8 protein-coding genes, 21 tRNA genes, 3 rRNA genes and 1 riboswitch are annotated in these 15035 nt (G+C 47.6%); of the genes, 30 read left to right on the forward strand and 2 right to left on the reverse strand.

The window, feature by feature from the left end; translation table 11 throughout:
* Window positions 1-164 precede the first annotated feature (164 nt).
* The 3 genes from betB to NST16_RS02610 all read left to right on the forward strand — a co-directional run bounded on the left by betB (window position 165) and on the right by NST16_RS02610 (window position 3530).
* Window positions 165-1637, forward strand: coding sequence for a betaine-aldehyde dehydrogenase (gene betB / locus NST16_RS02600; protein ID WP_340883777.1), 1473 nt, complete (start codon window positions 165-167; stop codon window positions 1635-1637).
* 16 nt (window positions 1638-1653) lie between these two features.
* The gene (gene gbsB / locus NST16_RS02605; protein ID WP_340883778.1) at window positions 1654-2862 is read left to right on the forward strand and encodes a choline dehydrogenase; all 1209 of its coding nucleotides are present in this window, start codon (window positions 1654-1656) and stop codon (window positions 2860-2862) included.
* Window positions 2863-2951: 89 nt separating this feature from the next.
* On the forward strand, window positions 2952-3530 hold the full coding sequence (locus tag NST16_RS02610; protein WP_268448493.1) for an MOSC domain-containing protein: 579 nt from the start codon (window positions 2952-2954) through the stop codon (window positions 3528-3530).
* Between the two features lie 5 nt (window positions 3531-3535).
* Here the strand turns inward: NST16_RS02610 and NST16_RS02615 are convergent, their stop codons facing one another.
* Window positions 3536-4024, reverse strand: a complete 489-nt coding sequence (locus NST16_RS02615; protein WP_268448494.1) for a DinB family protein — start codon at window positions 4022-4024, stop codon at window positions 3536-3538.
* Window positions 4025-4191: 167 nt separating this feature from the next.
* Between NST16_RS02615 and NST16_RS02620 the strand changes: the two genes are divergently transcribed.
* Genes NST16_RS02620 through NST16_RS02630 form a run of 3 tightly spaced genes read left to right on the forward strand, consistent with a single transcriptional unit; the run spans window position 4192 to window position 6815 of the window.
* Window positions 4192-4716, forward strand: coding sequence for a hypothetical protein (locus tag NST16_RS02620; RefSeq protein WP_268448496.1), 525 nt, complete (start codon window positions 4192-4194; stop codon window positions 4714-4716).
* Window positions 4717-4734: 18 nt separating this feature from the next.
* The gene (gene floT, locus NST16_RS02625) at window positions 4735-6264 is read left to right on the forward strand and encodes a flotillin lipid rafts scaffold protein FloT (RefSeq protein WP_010331616.1); all 1530 of its coding nucleotides are present in this window, start codon (window positions 4735-4737) and stop codon (window positions 6262-6264) included.
* A gap of 26 nt (window positions 6265-6290) precedes the next feature.
* Window positions 6291-6815 (forward strand): GNAT family N-acetyltransferase, encoded by a 525-nt coding sequence (locus NST16_RS02630; protein ID WP_268447311.1) that lies wholly within the window; start codon window positions 6291-6293, stop codon window positions 6813-6815.
* A gap of 40 nt (window positions 6816-6855) precedes the next feature.
* Here the strand turns inward: NST16_RS02630 and thiT are convergent, their stop codons facing one another.
* Window positions 6856-7434: an energy-coupled thiamine transporter ThiT gene (gene thiT / locus NST16_RS02635; protein ID WP_010331614.1), complete on the reverse strand. Its 579-nt coding sequence runs from the start codon at window positions 7432-7434 to the stop codon at window positions 6856-6858.
* 99 nt (window positions 7435-7533) lie between these two features.
* A riboswitch (TPP riboswitch) is annotated at window positions 7534-7635 on the reverse strand.
* Window positions 7636-8105: 470 nt separating this feature from the next.
* On the opposite strand from thiT, the gene NST16_RS02640 reads away from it, so the two are divergent.
* The 24 genes from NST16_RS02640 to NST16_RS02755 all read left to right on the forward strand — a co-directional run bounded on the left by NST16_RS02640 (window position 8106) and on the right by NST16_RS02755 (window position 14904).
* Window positions 8106-9655 (forward strand): 16S ribosomal RNA (locus tag NST16_RS02640).
* A 169-nt stretch (window positions 9656-9824) separates the two neighbouring features.
* Window positions 9825-12752: ribosomal RNA gene (locus NST16_RS02645) — 23S ribosomal RNA — on the forward strand.
* Between the two features lie 53 nt (window positions 12753-12805).
* Window positions 12806-12921, forward strand: a 5S ribosomal RNA gene (gene rrf, locus NST16_RS02650).
* The 16S, 23S and 5S rRNA genes sit together here with 21 tRNA genes alongside, the layout of an rRNA operon.
* 22 nt (window positions 12922-12943) lie before the next feature.
* Window positions 12944-13019 (forward strand) — tRNA-Val (locus NST16_RS02655).
* A gap of 31 nt (window positions 13020-13050) precedes the next feature.
* A tRNA-Thr gene (locus NST16_RS02660) sits at window positions 13051-13126 on the forward strand.
* 37 nt (window positions 13127-13163) lie between these two features.
* Window positions 13164-13239 (forward strand) — tRNA-Lys (locus NST16_RS02665).
* A gap of 10 nt (window positions 13240-13249) precedes the next feature.
* Window positions 13250-13336, forward strand: a tRNA-Leu gene (locus NST16_RS02670).
* Window positions 13337-13341: 5 nt separating this feature from the next.
* Window positions 13342-13416, forward strand: a tRNA-Gly gene (locus NST16_RS02675).
* A 14-nt stretch (window positions 13417-13430) separates the two neighbouring features.
* Window positions 13431-13516: transfer RNA gene (locus NST16_RS02680), tRNA-Leu, on the forward strand.
* 9 nt (window positions 13517-13525) lie between these two features.
* A tRNA-Arg gene (locus NST16_RS02685) sits at window positions 13526-13602 on the forward strand.
* Window positions 13603-13617: 15 nt separating this feature from the next.
* Window positions 13618-13694 (forward strand) — tRNA-Pro (locus tag NST16_RS02690).
* Between the two features lie 5 nt (window positions 13695-13699).
* Window positions 13700-13772: transfer RNA gene (locus NST16_RS02695), tRNA-Ala, on the forward strand.
* Window positions 13773-13793: 21 nt separating this feature from the next.
* Window positions 13794-13870, forward strand: a tRNA-Met gene (locus NST16_RS02700).
* A 2-nt stretch (window positions 13871-13872) separates the two neighbouring features.
* Window positions 13873-13949 (forward strand) — tRNA-Ile (locus NST16_RS02705).
* Between the two features lie 6 nt (window positions 13950-13955).
* A tRNA-Ser gene (locus NST16_RS02710) sits at window positions 13956-14048 on the forward strand.
* Window positions 14049-14071: 23 nt separating this feature from the next.
* A tRNA-Met gene (locus NST16_RS02715) sits at window positions 14072-14148 on the forward strand.
* A gap of 59 nt (window positions 14149-14207) precedes the next feature.
* Window positions 14208-14284, forward strand: a tRNA-Asp gene (locus NST16_RS02720).
* 12 nt (window positions 14285-14296) lie between these two features.
* Window positions 14297-14372, forward strand: a tRNA-Phe gene (locus NST16_RS02725).
* Between the two features lie 19 nt (window positions 14373-14391).
* Window positions 14392-14467: transfer RNA gene (locus NST16_RS02730), tRNA-His, on the forward strand.
* Between the two features lie 9 nt (window positions 14468-14476).
* Window positions 14477-14550 (forward strand) — tRNA-Gly (locus NST16_RS02735).
* A 15-nt stretch (window positions 14551-14565) separates the two neighbouring features.
* Window positions 14566-14642: transfer RNA gene (locus tag NST16_RS02740), tRNA-Ile, on the forward strand.
* A 17-nt stretch (window positions 14643-14659) separates the two neighbouring features.
* Window positions 14660-14734 (forward strand) — tRNA-Asn (locus tag NST16_RS02745).
* A 3-nt stretch (window positions 14735-14737) separates the two neighbouring features.
* Window positions 14738-14828, forward strand: a tRNA-Ser gene (locus NST16_RS02750).
* Between the two features lie 4 nt (window positions 14829-14832).
* Window positions 14833-14904: transfer RNA gene (locus NST16_RS02755), tRNA-Glu, on the forward strand.
* The last annotated feature ends 131 nt before the right edge of the window (window positions 14905-15035 follow it).

Below are 15035 nucleotides of genomic sequence, written 5' to 3' on the forward strand. Positions count from 1 at the left end.
AAGTCATTTCTTTATGTTCTTTATCTTATCGAAACCTAGAGAAAAGTCAAAACGAAAAATCACAATGAGGGCTTTGACAGTTTAAAAACCATATGTTAGATTAAGGTTGTTAAAAACATTAAATTTTTATTTAACAAACTTTATTTTCGTCAAGGAGGACTTAGATGAGTCAAACATTATACATTGACGGTGAATGGATCAGTGCCGAAAAAGGGCAGGTCCGCAGTATTATTAATCCATTTAATCAAGAAGAAATTGCAACAGTTAGCGAGGGCGGACGTGAGGATGCCGTGAAAGCAATTGCTGCCGCACGAAAAGCTTTTGACGCAGGAGAATGGCCTTCTCTTTCAGGGCTTGAACGCGGAAAAACAGTTCTGAAAATTGCGGAATTAATCAGGCGCGATCTAGACGAGCTGGCCGAGCTCGAATCCCTTGATACGGGAAAAACACTTGAGGAAAGCAAAGCCGATATGGACGATATCGCCAATGTTTTTCAGTATTATGCTGGTCTGGCAGATAAAGATGGAGGAGAGATCATCTCATCTCCAATCCCTGATTCAGAAAGCAAAATCATCAGGGAGCCAATTGGCGTATGCGGACAAATCACGCCGTGGAATTATCCGCTTCTGCAAGCAAGCTGGAAAATCGCCCCGGCTTTAGCGGCAGGCAATACAATTGTCATGAAGCCGAGTGAGATCACACCGCTGACGACAATGAAAGTCTTTAAGCTGATGGAGGAAGCCGGAGTTCCAAAAGGTGTCGCAAACCTTGTGTTGGGACCGGGCGCCACAGTGGGTGATGAGCTTGCTGTAAACAAAGACGTTGACTTAATTTCGTTTACAGGCGGAATTGAAACAGGCAAAAAAATCATGCGGGCGGCAAGCGGCAACGTCAAAAAAATCGCGCTTGAGCTTGGAGGGAAAAATCCAAATATCGTTTTCAAAGACGCAGACCTGGAAGTCGCGGTTGATCAGGCGCTAAACGCTGTATTTTTCCACGCCGGCCAAGTATGCTCCGCCGGGTCCCGATTGCTTGTAGAAGAAGACATTCATGATCAATTTTTAGCAGAGCTTGTCAAACGGGCGAAACGCATTAAACTCGGAAACGGTTTTCACGAAGAGACAGAAAGCGGTCCGCTCATTTCCGCGGAGCACAGAGCAAAGGTTGAAAAATATGTAGAGATCGGACTGCAAGAAGGTGCAAAATTGGAGACTGGCGGCAAACGTCCGGAAGATCCAGCACTTCAAAATGGTTTTTTCTATGAACCTACCATTTTCTCAAACTGTACATCTGACATGAGAATTGTTCAGGAAGAAGTATTCGGGCCAGTATTAACAGTCGAGAGATTCAGTTCTGAAGAAGCAGTAATCTCACTGGCGAATGATACGATTTACGGATTGGCCGGAGCTGTATGGTCGAAAGATATTGAAAAGTGCGAACGTGTAGCAGCCCGTTTGAGAATGGGGACGGTTTGGATTAATGATTTCCATCCGTACTTTGCACAGGCGCCATGGGGCGGCTATAAGCAATCCGGATTCGGACGGGAACTTGGAAAAATAGGGCTTGAAGAGTATACAGAAGTCAAACATGTATATCGCAACACAAAACCGGCAGCGGTTAATTGGTTCAATTCATAAAAGGGGGAGATTGATTATGACATTAAATATGAAAGTAGAAAGCATGCATAAATTTCACACATTTGAAATTCCGACTGTGATTAAGCACGGAATTGGCGCCATCAATCACGCAGGAAAAGAAGTAGCTGGACTGGGGGTTTCAAAAGCATTGCTTGTTACAGACCCGGGAATTTATAAAGCGGGCGTTGTAGATCCTGTGATCGAGTCATTAAAAGAGGCAGGCATTGAAGTGGTGCTCTTTAATAAAGTTGAGCCAAACCCTCCTGTACGGCTTGTAAATGAAGGTTCCGAGCTTTACAAAAAAGAGAACTGCAACGGCTTGGTGGCAGTCGGAGGCGGGAGCTCCATGGACACAGCGAAGGCCATTGGAGTAGAAGCGACTCACGAGGGAAGCGTACTTGATTATGAAGCAGCTGAAGGAAAGAAACCGCTGGAAAACCGCATTCCTCCGCTAACGACAATTCCGACAACCGCTGGAACAGGCTCAGAGGTAACGCAATGGGCGGTTATTACAGATGAAGAAAGAGAATTCAAATTTAACACAGGCGGTCCGCTGATTGCCGCGCATTTGACTGTGATTGACCCAGAGCTTCACGTCTCAATGCCGCCGCACGTAACAGCGATGACGGGGATTGATGCTCTTGCTCACGCCATTGAGTGCTACACAATGAAATTTGCGCAGCCGATTACAGACGCAGTGGCTTTGATGGCGATTGAATATGCCGCTCACTACATTAAGAGAGCATTTGCTGACGGAGAAGATCTCGAAGCTAGATACGGAATGGCGCAGGCTGCTATGCTTGCCGGTCTTTCTTACGGCAGTGAATCAGCGGGTGCTGCCCACGCCATGAGCCAAACACTCGGCGGTATTATCCCGGTCGCTCACGGCCAATGTGTGGCGGCAATGATGGGCCCTGTTATGGAATACAACTGGAAGGGCTATCCAGAGAAATTCGCCCGCATCGCAAAAGCGTTCGGTATTGATACAAGCCAGATGACAACAGAAGAAGCTGCAAAAGCATCTGTCAACTGGATGTACGATATTGTGAAAGAGTTAGAAGTACCGACTTTAGAAGAACAAGGGGTATCACCTGACATGATCGAGCGCTTGTCAAAAGAAGCGATGAAAGATCCGCAAACCTTCGGAAATCCTAGAGATTTAAATGAGAAAGCATATAACTGGATCTACAAACGCTGCTTTAATCTTACGCCAAAAACTGTATAATGCGTTAATCCCGCTCCTTTACAGAGCGGGATTTTTTTGGATAATTGAACATAAGTGACAATCCTAAAGACAAAGGACGGTGCAAGCTTATGTGGAAACGCATGACTGCAAAAACGGAAGGCTTATATGTTGCAGATACAGAAAGCTTTGTAACAAAACAAATGGACAAGCTCGATTTTGATTATGGCGGCATTCCCGGTGACTTGCATTTCGGCCTGACAAAAAAAGCTGGGGCCCGAGAGCCGATGTTTTCAAGAGGAACAGAGATTTTTAATCGCAGGCAAATCTCAATTGTTTCAACAGAAGAATGTGACGAAATTGCTTTGAAAATGGGCGTCCCGAGTATTTTTCCAGAATGGCTCGGTGCGAATGTTGCAATCAGCGGTATACCTGATTTCACAACATTAAAAGAAGGAAGCCGGCTTATATTTCCGAGCGGCGCCGCTTTACTGTGTGAGGGAGAAAATGATCCGTGTATCCAGCCGGGTGAAGTCATCCAGTCTTATTATCCGGACAAGCCAAAGCTTGCACCGGCTTTTGTCCGCCATGCGTTGGGGATAAGAGGTATTGTATGTATTGTCGAGAGACCCGGTACCGTGTATGCAGGTGACGAAATAATCGTTCATTCCTATCAGCGGAACATTAAACAAAAAGCAGAAAGAGTCTGATTAAATCAGACTCTTTCTATTTTCTCTTTAATTTCTTTGATCTGGCTAAGGTGGCGTTTTTCATGATGGCCGATAAAATCGATCCATTGTCTGACGGTCAGCTCTTGAAACAAGGGATGCGGCAATACTCTTTCGAAATCTTCTTCTTTAAGAGATGCAATAACAGCTGTTAACTGCTCCCTTACAACATCAAGCTCCCGTTTCATTTGGCTGCCTGAAATAAAATCATGATCTGGTTCAAGATGGGCGGGCGCTTTCCGTTTATTGCTTCTATCCTGTGCAGCCGTAAGCGGTTTTTCCCCAATTTCCTTAATAGGCGCTTCCTTTACTCGTTCTTTCAGCATGTTTTGGGCGGTCATATCAATTTTCTTCAAATGATCAAGAACTTCCCGTATACTCCATTCATCAGAAGAAGGCTTTTGATTCAGCTTTTCATCGGAAAGTCCTTTGACTTCATTCCATGTTTCTAATCTGGCTTCATTAAAGATACTCATCATATCTCCTCCTGAAAAAACATTACCATATATAAGGGCATTTATCATGTATAAAGCACTGTGTCGGGAGCATTTATCAAAAAATTTTGAAACCTTTCCTTGTGTGTCTCGTATAAAAGGTAACGACGGCCGTCGGTTAAAGTAGCAGCTTAGAAAGGATGAGAAAATTGGAGTTATACGGTGTTCCTGTCCAAACGATTTACCTTTACACCCTTATCATAGCCGGAAGCCTTACGCTGCTATTTTTATTTTTCGGAGATGTGTTTGAAGGGCTGTTAGAAGGTATTCCATTTTTAAACCCGACATTGGTGCTCTCATTTTTCACATTTTTCTCCGCATCTGGATGTATAGGCGAAACAGTTTTCCCCCTCTCCAGCCTGATTATTGCTCTATTATCCTGTCTTCTTTCAGTGTTGCTGGTGATAATGCTCCATTTATTTGTGCTTGTCCCTTTATCATCGGCAGAAGAATCATTGACTTATCGGGAAGATGATCTTAGAGGAAGACTCGGAAAAGTCATAACCGCTGTACCGGTTGATGGATTTGGAGAAGTGCTGATTGAAGGGATAGGCGGTACGATCTCAAAATCGGCGATCAGCTTTGAAAATGAACAGATCAGTTACGGAACAGTCGTCTTAGTTGTGGATGTCAAAAACGGAGTTCTTTCAGTCACTCCGCATGAACCTTTATAAAACAAGGAGGAATGTCATATGACAATGCCGATTATCATCGTCATCGGAGTTGTATTTTTTTTACTCATTGCACTTATAGCGGTATTTATTACAAAATATCGTACGGCAGGGCCTGATGAAGCGTTAATTGTTACAGGAAGCTATCTTGGAAATAAAAATGTTCATGTTGATGAGGGAGGCAACCGCCTGAAGATTGTTCGCGGAGGAGGAACCTTTGTTCTTCCGGTTTTTCAGCAGGCTGAGCCGTTAAGTCTGTTATCAAGCAAACTCGATGTATCGACTCCTGAAGTTTATACAGAGCAAGGTGTGCCTGTAATGGCGGACGGAACTGCAATTATTAAAATCGGCGGATCGATCGGAGAAATCGCCACAGCAGCCGAACAATTTTTAGGAAAGTCAAAAGAAGACCGAGAGCAGGAGGCGCGTGAAGTACTGGAGGGCCACCTTCGCTCCATTCTCGGGTCTATGACAGTAGAAGAAATTTATAAAAACCGCGAAAAATTCTCCCAAGAAGTGCAGCGTGTCGCTTCACAGGATCTCGCTAAGATGGGTCTTGTGATTGTCTCCTTTACCATTAAAGATGTCCGTGATAAAAACGGCTATCTTGAATCACTAGGTAAACCTAGAATTGCGCAGGTAAAACGTGATGCTGACATTGCAACCGCAGAGGCTGATAAAGAAACAAGAATTAAGCGGGCGGAAGCCGATAAAGAAGCCAAAAAATCAGAGCTTGAACGAGCGACGGAAATTGCGGAAGCTGAAAAAATCAATCAGCTTAAAATGGCTGAATACCGGCGAGATCAAGATACAGCAAAAGCCAACGCTGACCAGGCATACGATTTGGAAACAGCTAAAGCACGCCAGCAGGTCACAGAGCAGGAAATGCAGGTCAAGATTATAGAACGGCAAAAACAAATTGAATTAGAAGAAAAAGAAATACTTCGCCGTGAACGCCAGTATGATTCTGAAGTGAAGAAAAAAGCCGATGCAGACCGCTATTCAGTTGAGCAATCTGCCGCTGCTGAAAAAGCCAAACAGCTCGCCCAAGCCGATGCCAAGAAATACAGCATAGAAGCGATGGCGAAGGCTGAAGCTGAAAGGGTCAGAATTGACGGTCTTGCAAAAGCTGAAGCGGAAAAAGCAAAAGGTGAGACAGAGGCCGAGGTTATTCGCTTAAAAGGTCTTGCTGAAGCGGAAGCGAAAGAAAAAATTGCCGCTGCCTTTGAGCAGTACGGTCAGGCTGCAATTTTCGATATGATTGTCAAAATGCTTCCGGAATACGCGAAACAGGTATCAGCACCGCTTTCAAATATTGATAAGATCACCGTCGTTGATACAGGAGGCAGCGGTGATTCAAGCGGCGCCAACAAAGTCACAAGCTATGCGACAAACTTAATGTCCAGCTTACAAGAAAGCTTAAAAGCGTCTTCGGGAATCGACGTAAAGGAAATGATTGAGAACTTTTCAGGAAAAGGCAACATCAAACAGAGCATCAACGAACTGACAAATGAATTAAAAGAAACAAAACCTGTTCAAAAATCTGAATAACCATTGCGGAAAGGAATAGAGAATGAATGGTGACTATAAGAGAAGCACGAATAGATGATATAAAGGCCATCGCAAAAGTGCACGTTGACAGCTGGATGACAACATACAGCGGCATTGTCTCGGCTGAATACTTAAATGGTTTAAACTACAACGATTTTGAAGCCAAATGGAAAACCCGTTCATTAAAGGGGGTTTTTGTGGCAGAAGATGATAAAGGTTCAGTATTCGGCTTTGCATCTTTTGGTCCTATTCGTACAGAGCAGAAAGGCTATGACGGTGAGTTATATGCCATTTACCTTTTAGAAGAAAAACAGCGGCAAGGTGCAGGCAGAGCACTTTTGACAAAGGGAGCAGATTTTTTGCTTGATCATGGCTTTACGAGCATGTTTGTTTGGGTCGTAGAAGAGAATCCTTCGATTACATTTTATCAGTCGTTTTCACCTGAAAGAGCAGCCGAGGATAGTTTTGAAATCGCAGGAGAAAGCTTGAAAGAAATAGGATTCGGATGGCCAGATCTTGCTTCATTAAAAAATCAGCTTAACAGGATATAGAAAACAACCCCCAGCGGAATGGCCGCTGGGGGTTGTTAGATTAAGCTTTTTCAGTTTTCAGCAAGCGCGGAGCTGTCATGAACAATAAACAAAGGACAATCGCACAGATGATGAATGATGGAATCATATAAGTAGCATTATAAGTTAATGAGTAAATCCATACCGGCGTTCCTTTTGGTGCAAAGCTGCCGAAAAATACCGCCCCTGAAATCACATGTGCAGCATAACGCAGAAAACTGCCGATAAAAACTGCGCAAATCACTGATACAATCAATTTTCCTTTTGCTTTTGATAAAGCTGATTTGCGGACAGCGGAAGCGAAAAAGCCGCTTATTCCAACAGCGGCGAACGCTGCAATGTAATCAAGCAATAGCTGGACAGGGTGCTGAAGAAATAGATTTCCAATCGCAATTTGAACAAGACCTGTCAATAGACCGGTGGTAAGACCTGCTTTAACTCCCCAGCGAAATGAAATCAAAAAAATCGGAATCATCATGATGGATACCGATCCTCCTTGAGGCATACGGAGGAACATTCCGGAAACGATGTCTAAAATGACAGCAGCAGCAGTCATGATTGCAATTTCAATAAGACGAACCAGTTGTCTTGGTTGAGCCATAAAAATCCCCTTCCATTGATAGACAATCCAAAAGGACAACAAAAAAGCAGCACGCGGAAGGATAGGAAAGTTCCACGCACTGCTTTACAATCTGCAATTCATTTGACTTTGCCACATCCCTACGCCAGCGTTAACTAACAGGTTCAAAGGGTCAGAACGGAACCGCTCACTCTCAGCTTTTATGCTCCCCTTGTGGTTATCGGATATTTAGTTCGTTTCTACTATACAAGAAAAAGGTTAAAACAACAAGATGATATTGCCTGTGGCAAATGTTCATTAATAGATATGTTTTAAAAAGCATTACAAGTTAGATAGAATTAAAAAAGATTACAGTTTTATTGTTTTATAGATTTTTATAAAAAAACTATTGCAATAAATGATTATAGGTGTTATATTATTAAACGTCGCTGATGAACAGCAGACAAAACAAGAAGCCTCAAAACACTTTGAAAAAAAGTTGTTGACAATCAGAGAGCTGAATGTTATATTAGTAAAGCTGCTTCATCGAGAGCGGTGATGATCTTTGAAAACTAAACAAGACAAAACGTACCTGTTAATTCAAGTTTTAAATAAATCGCACAGCAATGTGCGTAGTCAGTCAAACTAAGGCCTGCACGATGCAGGTCACGCAGATGTTGCCACAGGATGTGGCGAACTTAATCTGTGATCCATTATCGGAGAGTTTGATCCTGGCTCAGGACGAACGCTGGCGGCGTGCCTAATACATGCAAGTCGAGCGGACATCAGGGAGCTTGCTCCCTGATGTTAGCGGCGGACGGGTGAGTAACACGTGGGTAACCTGCCTGTAAGACTGGGATAACTCCGGGAAACCGGGGCTAATACCGGATGCTTGTTTGAACCGCATGGTTCAAACATAAAAGGTGGCTTCGGCTACCACTTACAGATGGACCCGCGGCGCATTAGCTAGTTGGTGAGGTAACGGCTCACCAAGGCAACGATGCGTAGCCGACCTGAGAGGGTGATCGGCCACACTGGGACTGAGACACGGCCCAGACTCCTACGGGAGGCAGCAGTAGGGAATCTTCCGCAATGGACGAAAGTCTGACGGAGCAACGCCGCGTGAGTGATGAAGGTTTTCGGATCGTAAAGCTCTGTTGTTAGGGAAGAACAAGTACCGTTCGAATAGGGCGGTACCTTGACGGTACCTAACCAGAAAGCCACGGCTAACTACGTGCCAGCAGCCGCGGTAATACGTAGGTGGCAAGCGTTGTCCGGAATTATTGGGCGTAAAGGGCTCGCAGGCGGTTCCTTAAGTCTGATGTGAAAGCCCCCGGCTCAACCGGGGAGGGTCATTGGAAACTGGGGAACTTGAGTGCAGAAGAGGAGAGTGGAATTCCACGTGTAGCGGTGAAATGCGTAGAGATGTGGAGGAACACCAGTGGCGAAGGCGACTCTCTGGTCTGTAACTGACGCTGAGGAGCGAAAGCGTGGGGAGCGAACAGGATTAGATACCCTGGTAGTCCACGCCGTAAACGATGAGTGCTAAGTGTTAGGGGGTTTCCGCCCCTTAGTGCTGCAGCTAACGCATTAAGCACTCCGCCTGGGGAGTACGGTCGCAAGACTGAAACTCAAAGGAATTGACGGGGGCCCGCACAAGCGGTGGAGCATGTGGTTTAATTCGAAGCAACGCGAAGAACCTTACCAGGTCTTGACATCCTCTGACAATCCTAGAGATAGGACGTCCCCTTCGGGGGCAGAGTGACAGGTGGTGCATGGTTGTCGTCAGCTCGTGTCGTGAGATGTTGGGTTAAGTCCCGCAACGAGCGCAACCCTTGATCTTAGTTGCCAGCATTCAGTTGGGCACTCTAAGGTGACTGCCGGTGACAAACCGGAGGAAGGTGGGGATGACGTCAAATCATCATGCCCCTTATGACCTGGGCTACACACGTGCTACAATGGACAGAACAAAGGGCAGCAAAACCGCGAGGTTAAGCCAATCCCACAAATCTGTTCTCAGTTCGGATCGCAGTCTGCAACTCGACTGCGTGAAGCTGGAATCGCTAGTAATCGCGGATCAGCATGCCGCGGTGAATACGTTCCCGGGCCTTGTACACACCGCCCGTCACACCACGAGAGTTTGTAACACCCGAAGTCGGTGAGGTAACCTTTATGGAGCCAGCCGCCGAAGGTGGGACAGATGATTGGGGTGAAGTCGTAACAAGGTAGCCGTATCGGAAGGTGCGGCTGGATCACCTCCTTTCTAAGGATATTTACGGAATATAAGACCTTGGGTCTTATAAACAGAACGTTCCCTGTCTTGTTTAGTTTTGAAGGATCATTCCTTCGAAACGTGTTCTTTGAAAACTAGATAACAGTAGACATCACATTCAATTAGTAACACAAGATATCACATAGTGATTCTTTTTAACGGTTAAGTTAGAAAGGGCGCACGGTGGATGCCTTGGCACTAGGAGCCGATGAAGGACGGGACGAACACCGATATGCTTCGGGGAGCTGTAAGCAAGCTTTGATCCGGAGATTTCCGAATGGGGAAACCCACCACTCGTAATGGAGTGGTATCCATATCTGAATTCATAGGATATGAGAAGGCAGACCCGGGGAACTGAAACATCTAAGTACCCGGAGGAAGAGAAAGCAAATGCGATTCCCTGAGTAGCGGCGAGCGAAACGGGATTAGCCCAAACCAAGAGGCTTGCCTCTTGGGGTTGTAGGACACTCTATACGGAGTTACAAAGGAACGAGGTAGATGAAGAGGTCTGGAAAGGCCCGCCATAGAAGGTAACAGCCCTGTAGTCAAAACTTCGTTCTCTCCAGAGTGGATCCTGAGTACGGCGGAACACGTGAAATTCCGTCGGAATCCGGGAGGACCATCTCCCAAGGCTAAATACTCCCTAGTGACCGATAGTGAACCAGTACCGTGAGGGAAAGGTGAAAAGCACCCCGGAAGGGGAGTGAAAGAGATCCTGAAACCGTGTGCCTACAAGTAGTCAGAGCCCGTTAACGGGTGATGGCGTGCCTTTTGTAGAATGAACCGGCGAGTTACGATCCCGTGCAAGGTTAAGCAGAAGATGCGGAGCCGCAGCGAAAGCGAGTCTGAATAGGGCGCATGAGTACGTGGTCGTAGACCCGAAACCAGGTGATCTACCCATGTCCAGGGTGAAGTTCAGGTAACACTGAATGGAGGCCCGAACCCACGCACGTTGAAAAGTGCGGGGATGAGGTGTGGGTAGGGGTGAAATGCCAATCGAACCTGGAGATAGCTGGTTCTCTCCGAAATAGCTTTAGGGCTAGCCTCAAGGTAAGAGTCTTGGAGGTAGAGCACTGATTGGACTAGGGGCCCCTACCGGGTTACCGAATTCAGTCAAACTCCGAATGCCAATGACTTATCCTTGGGAGTCAGACTGCGAGTGATAAGATCCGTAGTCGAAAGGGAAACAGCCCAGACCGCCAGCTAAGGTCCCAAAGTATACGTTAAGTGGAAAAGGATGTGGAGTTGCTTAGACAACCAGGATGTTGGCTTAGAAGCAGCCACCATTTAAAGAGTGCGTAATAGCTCACTGGTCGAGTGACTCTGCGCCGAAAATGTACCGGGGCTAAACGTATCACCGAAGCTGCGGACTGTTCTTCGAACAGTGGTAGGAGAGCGTTCTAAGGGCTGTGAAGCCAGACCGGAAGGACTGGTGGAGCGCTTAGAAGTGAGAATGCCGGTATGAGTAGCGAAAGAGGGGTGAGAATCCCCTCCACCGAATGCCTAAGGTTTCCTGAGGAAGGCTCGTCCGCTCAGGGTTAGTCGGGACCTAAGCCGAGGCCGAAAGGCGTAGGCGATGGACAACAGGTTGATATTCCTGTACCACCTCCTCACCATTTGAGCAATGGGGGGACGCAGGAGGATAGGGTAAGCGCGGTATTGGATATCCGCGTCCAAGCAGTTAGGCTGGGAAATAGGCAAATCCGTTTCCCATAAGGCTGAGCTGTGATGGCGAGCGAAATTTAGTAGCGAAGTTCCTGATTCCACACTGCCAAGAAAAGCCTCTAGCGAGGTGAGAGGTGCCCGTACCGCAAACCGACACAGGTAGGCGAGGAGAGAATCCTAAGGTGATCGAGAGAACTCTCGTTAAGGAACTCGGCAAAATGACCCCGTAACTTCGGGAGAAGGGGTGCTCTGTTAGGGTGCAAGCCCGAGAGAGCCGCAGTGAATAGGCCCAGGCGACTGTTTAGCAAAAACACAGGTCTCTGCGAAGCCGTAAGGCGAAGTATAGGGGCTGACGCCTGCCCGGTGCTGGAAGGTTAAGAGGAGCGCTTAGCGTAAGCGAAGGTGCGAATTGAAGCCCCAGTAAACGGCGGCCGTAACTATAACGGTCCTAAGGTAGCGAAATTCCTTGTCGGGTAAGTTCCGACCCGCACGAAAGGCGCAACGATCTGGGCACTGTCTCAACGAGAGACTCGGTGAAATTATAGTACCTGTGAAGATGCAGGTTACCCGCGACAGGACGGAAAGACCCCGTGGAGCTTTACTGCAGCCTGATATTGAATGTTGGTACAGCTTGTACAGGATAGGTAGGAGCCTTGGAAACCGGAGCGCCAGCTTCGGTGGAGGCATCGGTGGGATACTACCCTGGCTGTATTGACCTTCTAACCCGCCGCCCTTATCGGGCGGGGAGACAGTGTCAGGTGGGCAGTTTGACTGGGGCGGTCGCCTCCTAAAAGGTAACGGAGGCGCCCAAAGGTTCCCTCAGAATGGTTGGAAATCATTCGCAGAGTGTAAAGGCACAAGGGAGCTTGACTGCGAGACCTACAAGTCGAGCAGGGACGAAAGTCGGGCTTAGTGATCCGGTGGTTCCGCATGGAAGGGCCATCGCTCAACGGATAAAAGCTACCCCGGGGATAACAGGCTTATCTCCCCCAAGAGTCCACATCGACGGGGAGGTTTGGCACCTCGATGTCGGCTCATCGCATCCTGGGGCTGTAGTCGGTCCCAAGGGTTGGGCTGTTCGCCCATTAAAGCGGTACGCGAGCTGGGTTCAGAACGTCGTGAGACAGTTCGGTCCCTATCCGTCGCGGGCGCAGGAAATTTGAGAGGAGCTGTCCTTAGTACGAGAGGACCGGGATGGACGCACCGCTGGTGTACCAGTTGTTCTGCCAAGGGCATCGCTGGGTAGCTATGTGCGGACGGGATAAGTGCTGAAAGCATCTAAGCATGAAGCCCCCCTCAAGATGAGATTTCCCATTCCGCAAGGAAGTAAGATCCCTGAAAGATGATCAGGTTGATAGGTCTGAGGTGGAAGTGTGGCGACACATGGAGCTGACAGATACTAATCGATCGAGGACTTAACCTAATTTCTAATGATGTCACACCTGTTATCTAGTTTTGAGAGAACACTCTCAATTGTTTGGTGGCGATAGCGAAGAGGTCACACCCGTTCCCATGCCGAACACGGAAGTTAAGCTCTTCAGCGCCGATGGTAGTCGGGGGTTTCCCCCTGTGAGAGTAGGACGCCGCCAAGCAATTGCACGTTAGTGCAATTATGGAGGATTAGCTCAGCTGGGAGAGCATCTGCCTTACAAGCAGAGGGTCGGCGGTTCGAGCCCGTCATCCTCCACCATTCTTACTATACATAATATGTTTACATATGAGCCGGTGTAGCTCAATTGGTAGAGCAACTGACTTGTAATCAGTAGGTTGGGGGTTCAAGTCCTCTTGCCGGCACCACTTTTATATGATATAATATTCAAGTCTCTTGTAAGAAGAGCCATTAGCTCAGTTGGTAGAGCATCTGACTTTTAATCAGAGGGTCGAAGGTTCGAGTCCTTCATGGCTCACCATTTATATGTTGCGGATGTGGCGGAATTGGCAGACGCGCTAGAATCAGGCTCTAGTGTCTTTACAGACGTGGGGGTTCAAGTCCCTTCATCCGCACCATTTCTGCGGAAGTAGTTCAGTGGTAGAACACCACCTTGCCAAGGTGGGGGTCGCGGGTTCGAATCCCGTCTTCCGCTCCAACTATACCATCCACGCCGGGGTGGTGGAATTGGCAGACACACAGGACTTAAAATCCTGCGGTAGGTGACTACCGTGCCGGTTCAAGTCCGGCCCTCGGCATTATCATTTGCGCCCGTAGCTCAATTGGATAGAGCGTTTGACTACGGATCAAAAGGTTAGGGGTTCGACTCCTCTCGGGCGCGCCATGATTTACATGAAATCGGGAAGTAGCTCAGCTTGGTAGAGCACATGGTTTGGGACCATGGGGTCGCAGGTTCGAATCCTGTCTTCCCGACCATTCTTGGGGCCTTAGCTCAGCTGGGAGAGCGCCTGCTTTGCACGCAGGAGGTCAGCGGTTCGATCCCGCTAGGCTCCACTTGGTTTCAATATATGATTTGGCGGTGTAGCTCAGCTGGCTAGAGCGTACGGTTCATACCCGTGAGGTCGGGGGTTCGATCCCCTCCGCCGCTACCAAAGGACCTTTAGCTCAGTTGGTTAGAGCAGACGGCTCATAACCGTCCGGTCGTAGGTTCGAGTCCTACAAGGTCCACCACAATACGGAGGAATACCCAAGTCTGGCTGAAGGGATCGGTCTTGAAAACCGACAGGGGTGTCAAAGCCCGCGGGGGTTCGAATCCCTCTTCCTCCGCCATATATATCCTTACATTTTATCATCGCGGGGTGGAGCAGTTCGGTAGCTCGTCGGGCTCATAACCCGAAGGTCGCAGGTTCAAATCCTGCCCCCGCAACCAAAAAATATATTCTTTTAAATAAGGAGCGCCCGAAGGGTGCAACCAATTAAAATCAAAATGGTCCGGTAGTTCAGTTGGTTAGAATGCCTGCCTGTCACGCAGGAGGTCGCGGGTTCGAGTCCCGTCCGGACCGCCATTTAAATCATAAGGCTCGGTAGCTCAGTTGGTAGAGCAACGGACTGAAAATCCGTGTGTCGGCGGTTCGATTCCGTCCCGAGCCACCATTTACAAATATATATTTTGGCGGTTGTGGCGAAGTGGTTAACGCACCAGATTGTGGCTCTGGCATTCGTGGGTTCGATTCCCATCAATCGCCCCAAATAAAATCGCGGGTGTAGTTTAGTGGTAAAACCTCAGCCTTCCAAGCTGATGTCGTGGGTTCGATTCCCATCACCCGCTCCATTTCTATATCGTCATGGGCCTGTAGCTCAGCTGGTTAGAGCGCACGCCTGATAAGCGTGAGGTCGATGGTTCGAGTCCATTCAGGCCCACCATACCATGACATTTACATTCCACAGTAGCTCAGTGGTAGAGCTATCGGCTGTTAACCGATCGGTCGCAGGTTCGAATCCTGCCTGTGGAGCCATATGGAGAAGTACTCAAGTGGCTGAAGAGGCGCCCCTGCTAAGGGTGTAGGTCGTGTAAGCGGCGCGAGGGTTCAAATCCCTCCTTCTCCGCCATGACGGCCCGTTGGTCAAGCGGTTAAGACACCGCCCTTTCACGGCGGTAACACGGGTTCGAATCCCGTACGGGTCATCCTGAAACCTTGCATATCCTGCAAGGTTTTTTTATTTTCCTAAAACGATATAATATACATCTGATTTTGTTTTTTATTTTTATATCAGATTTACAACAAAAAACTCCATATCTCTTGTTTTTCTTCAGAA

It is taken from the genome of Bacillus sp. FSL K6-1005 (assembly GCF_038000225.1).
In the GTDB taxonomy this organism is placed as follows: domain Bacteria; phylum Bacillota; class Bacilli; order Bacillales; family Bacillaceae; genus Bacillus; species Bacillus mojavensis.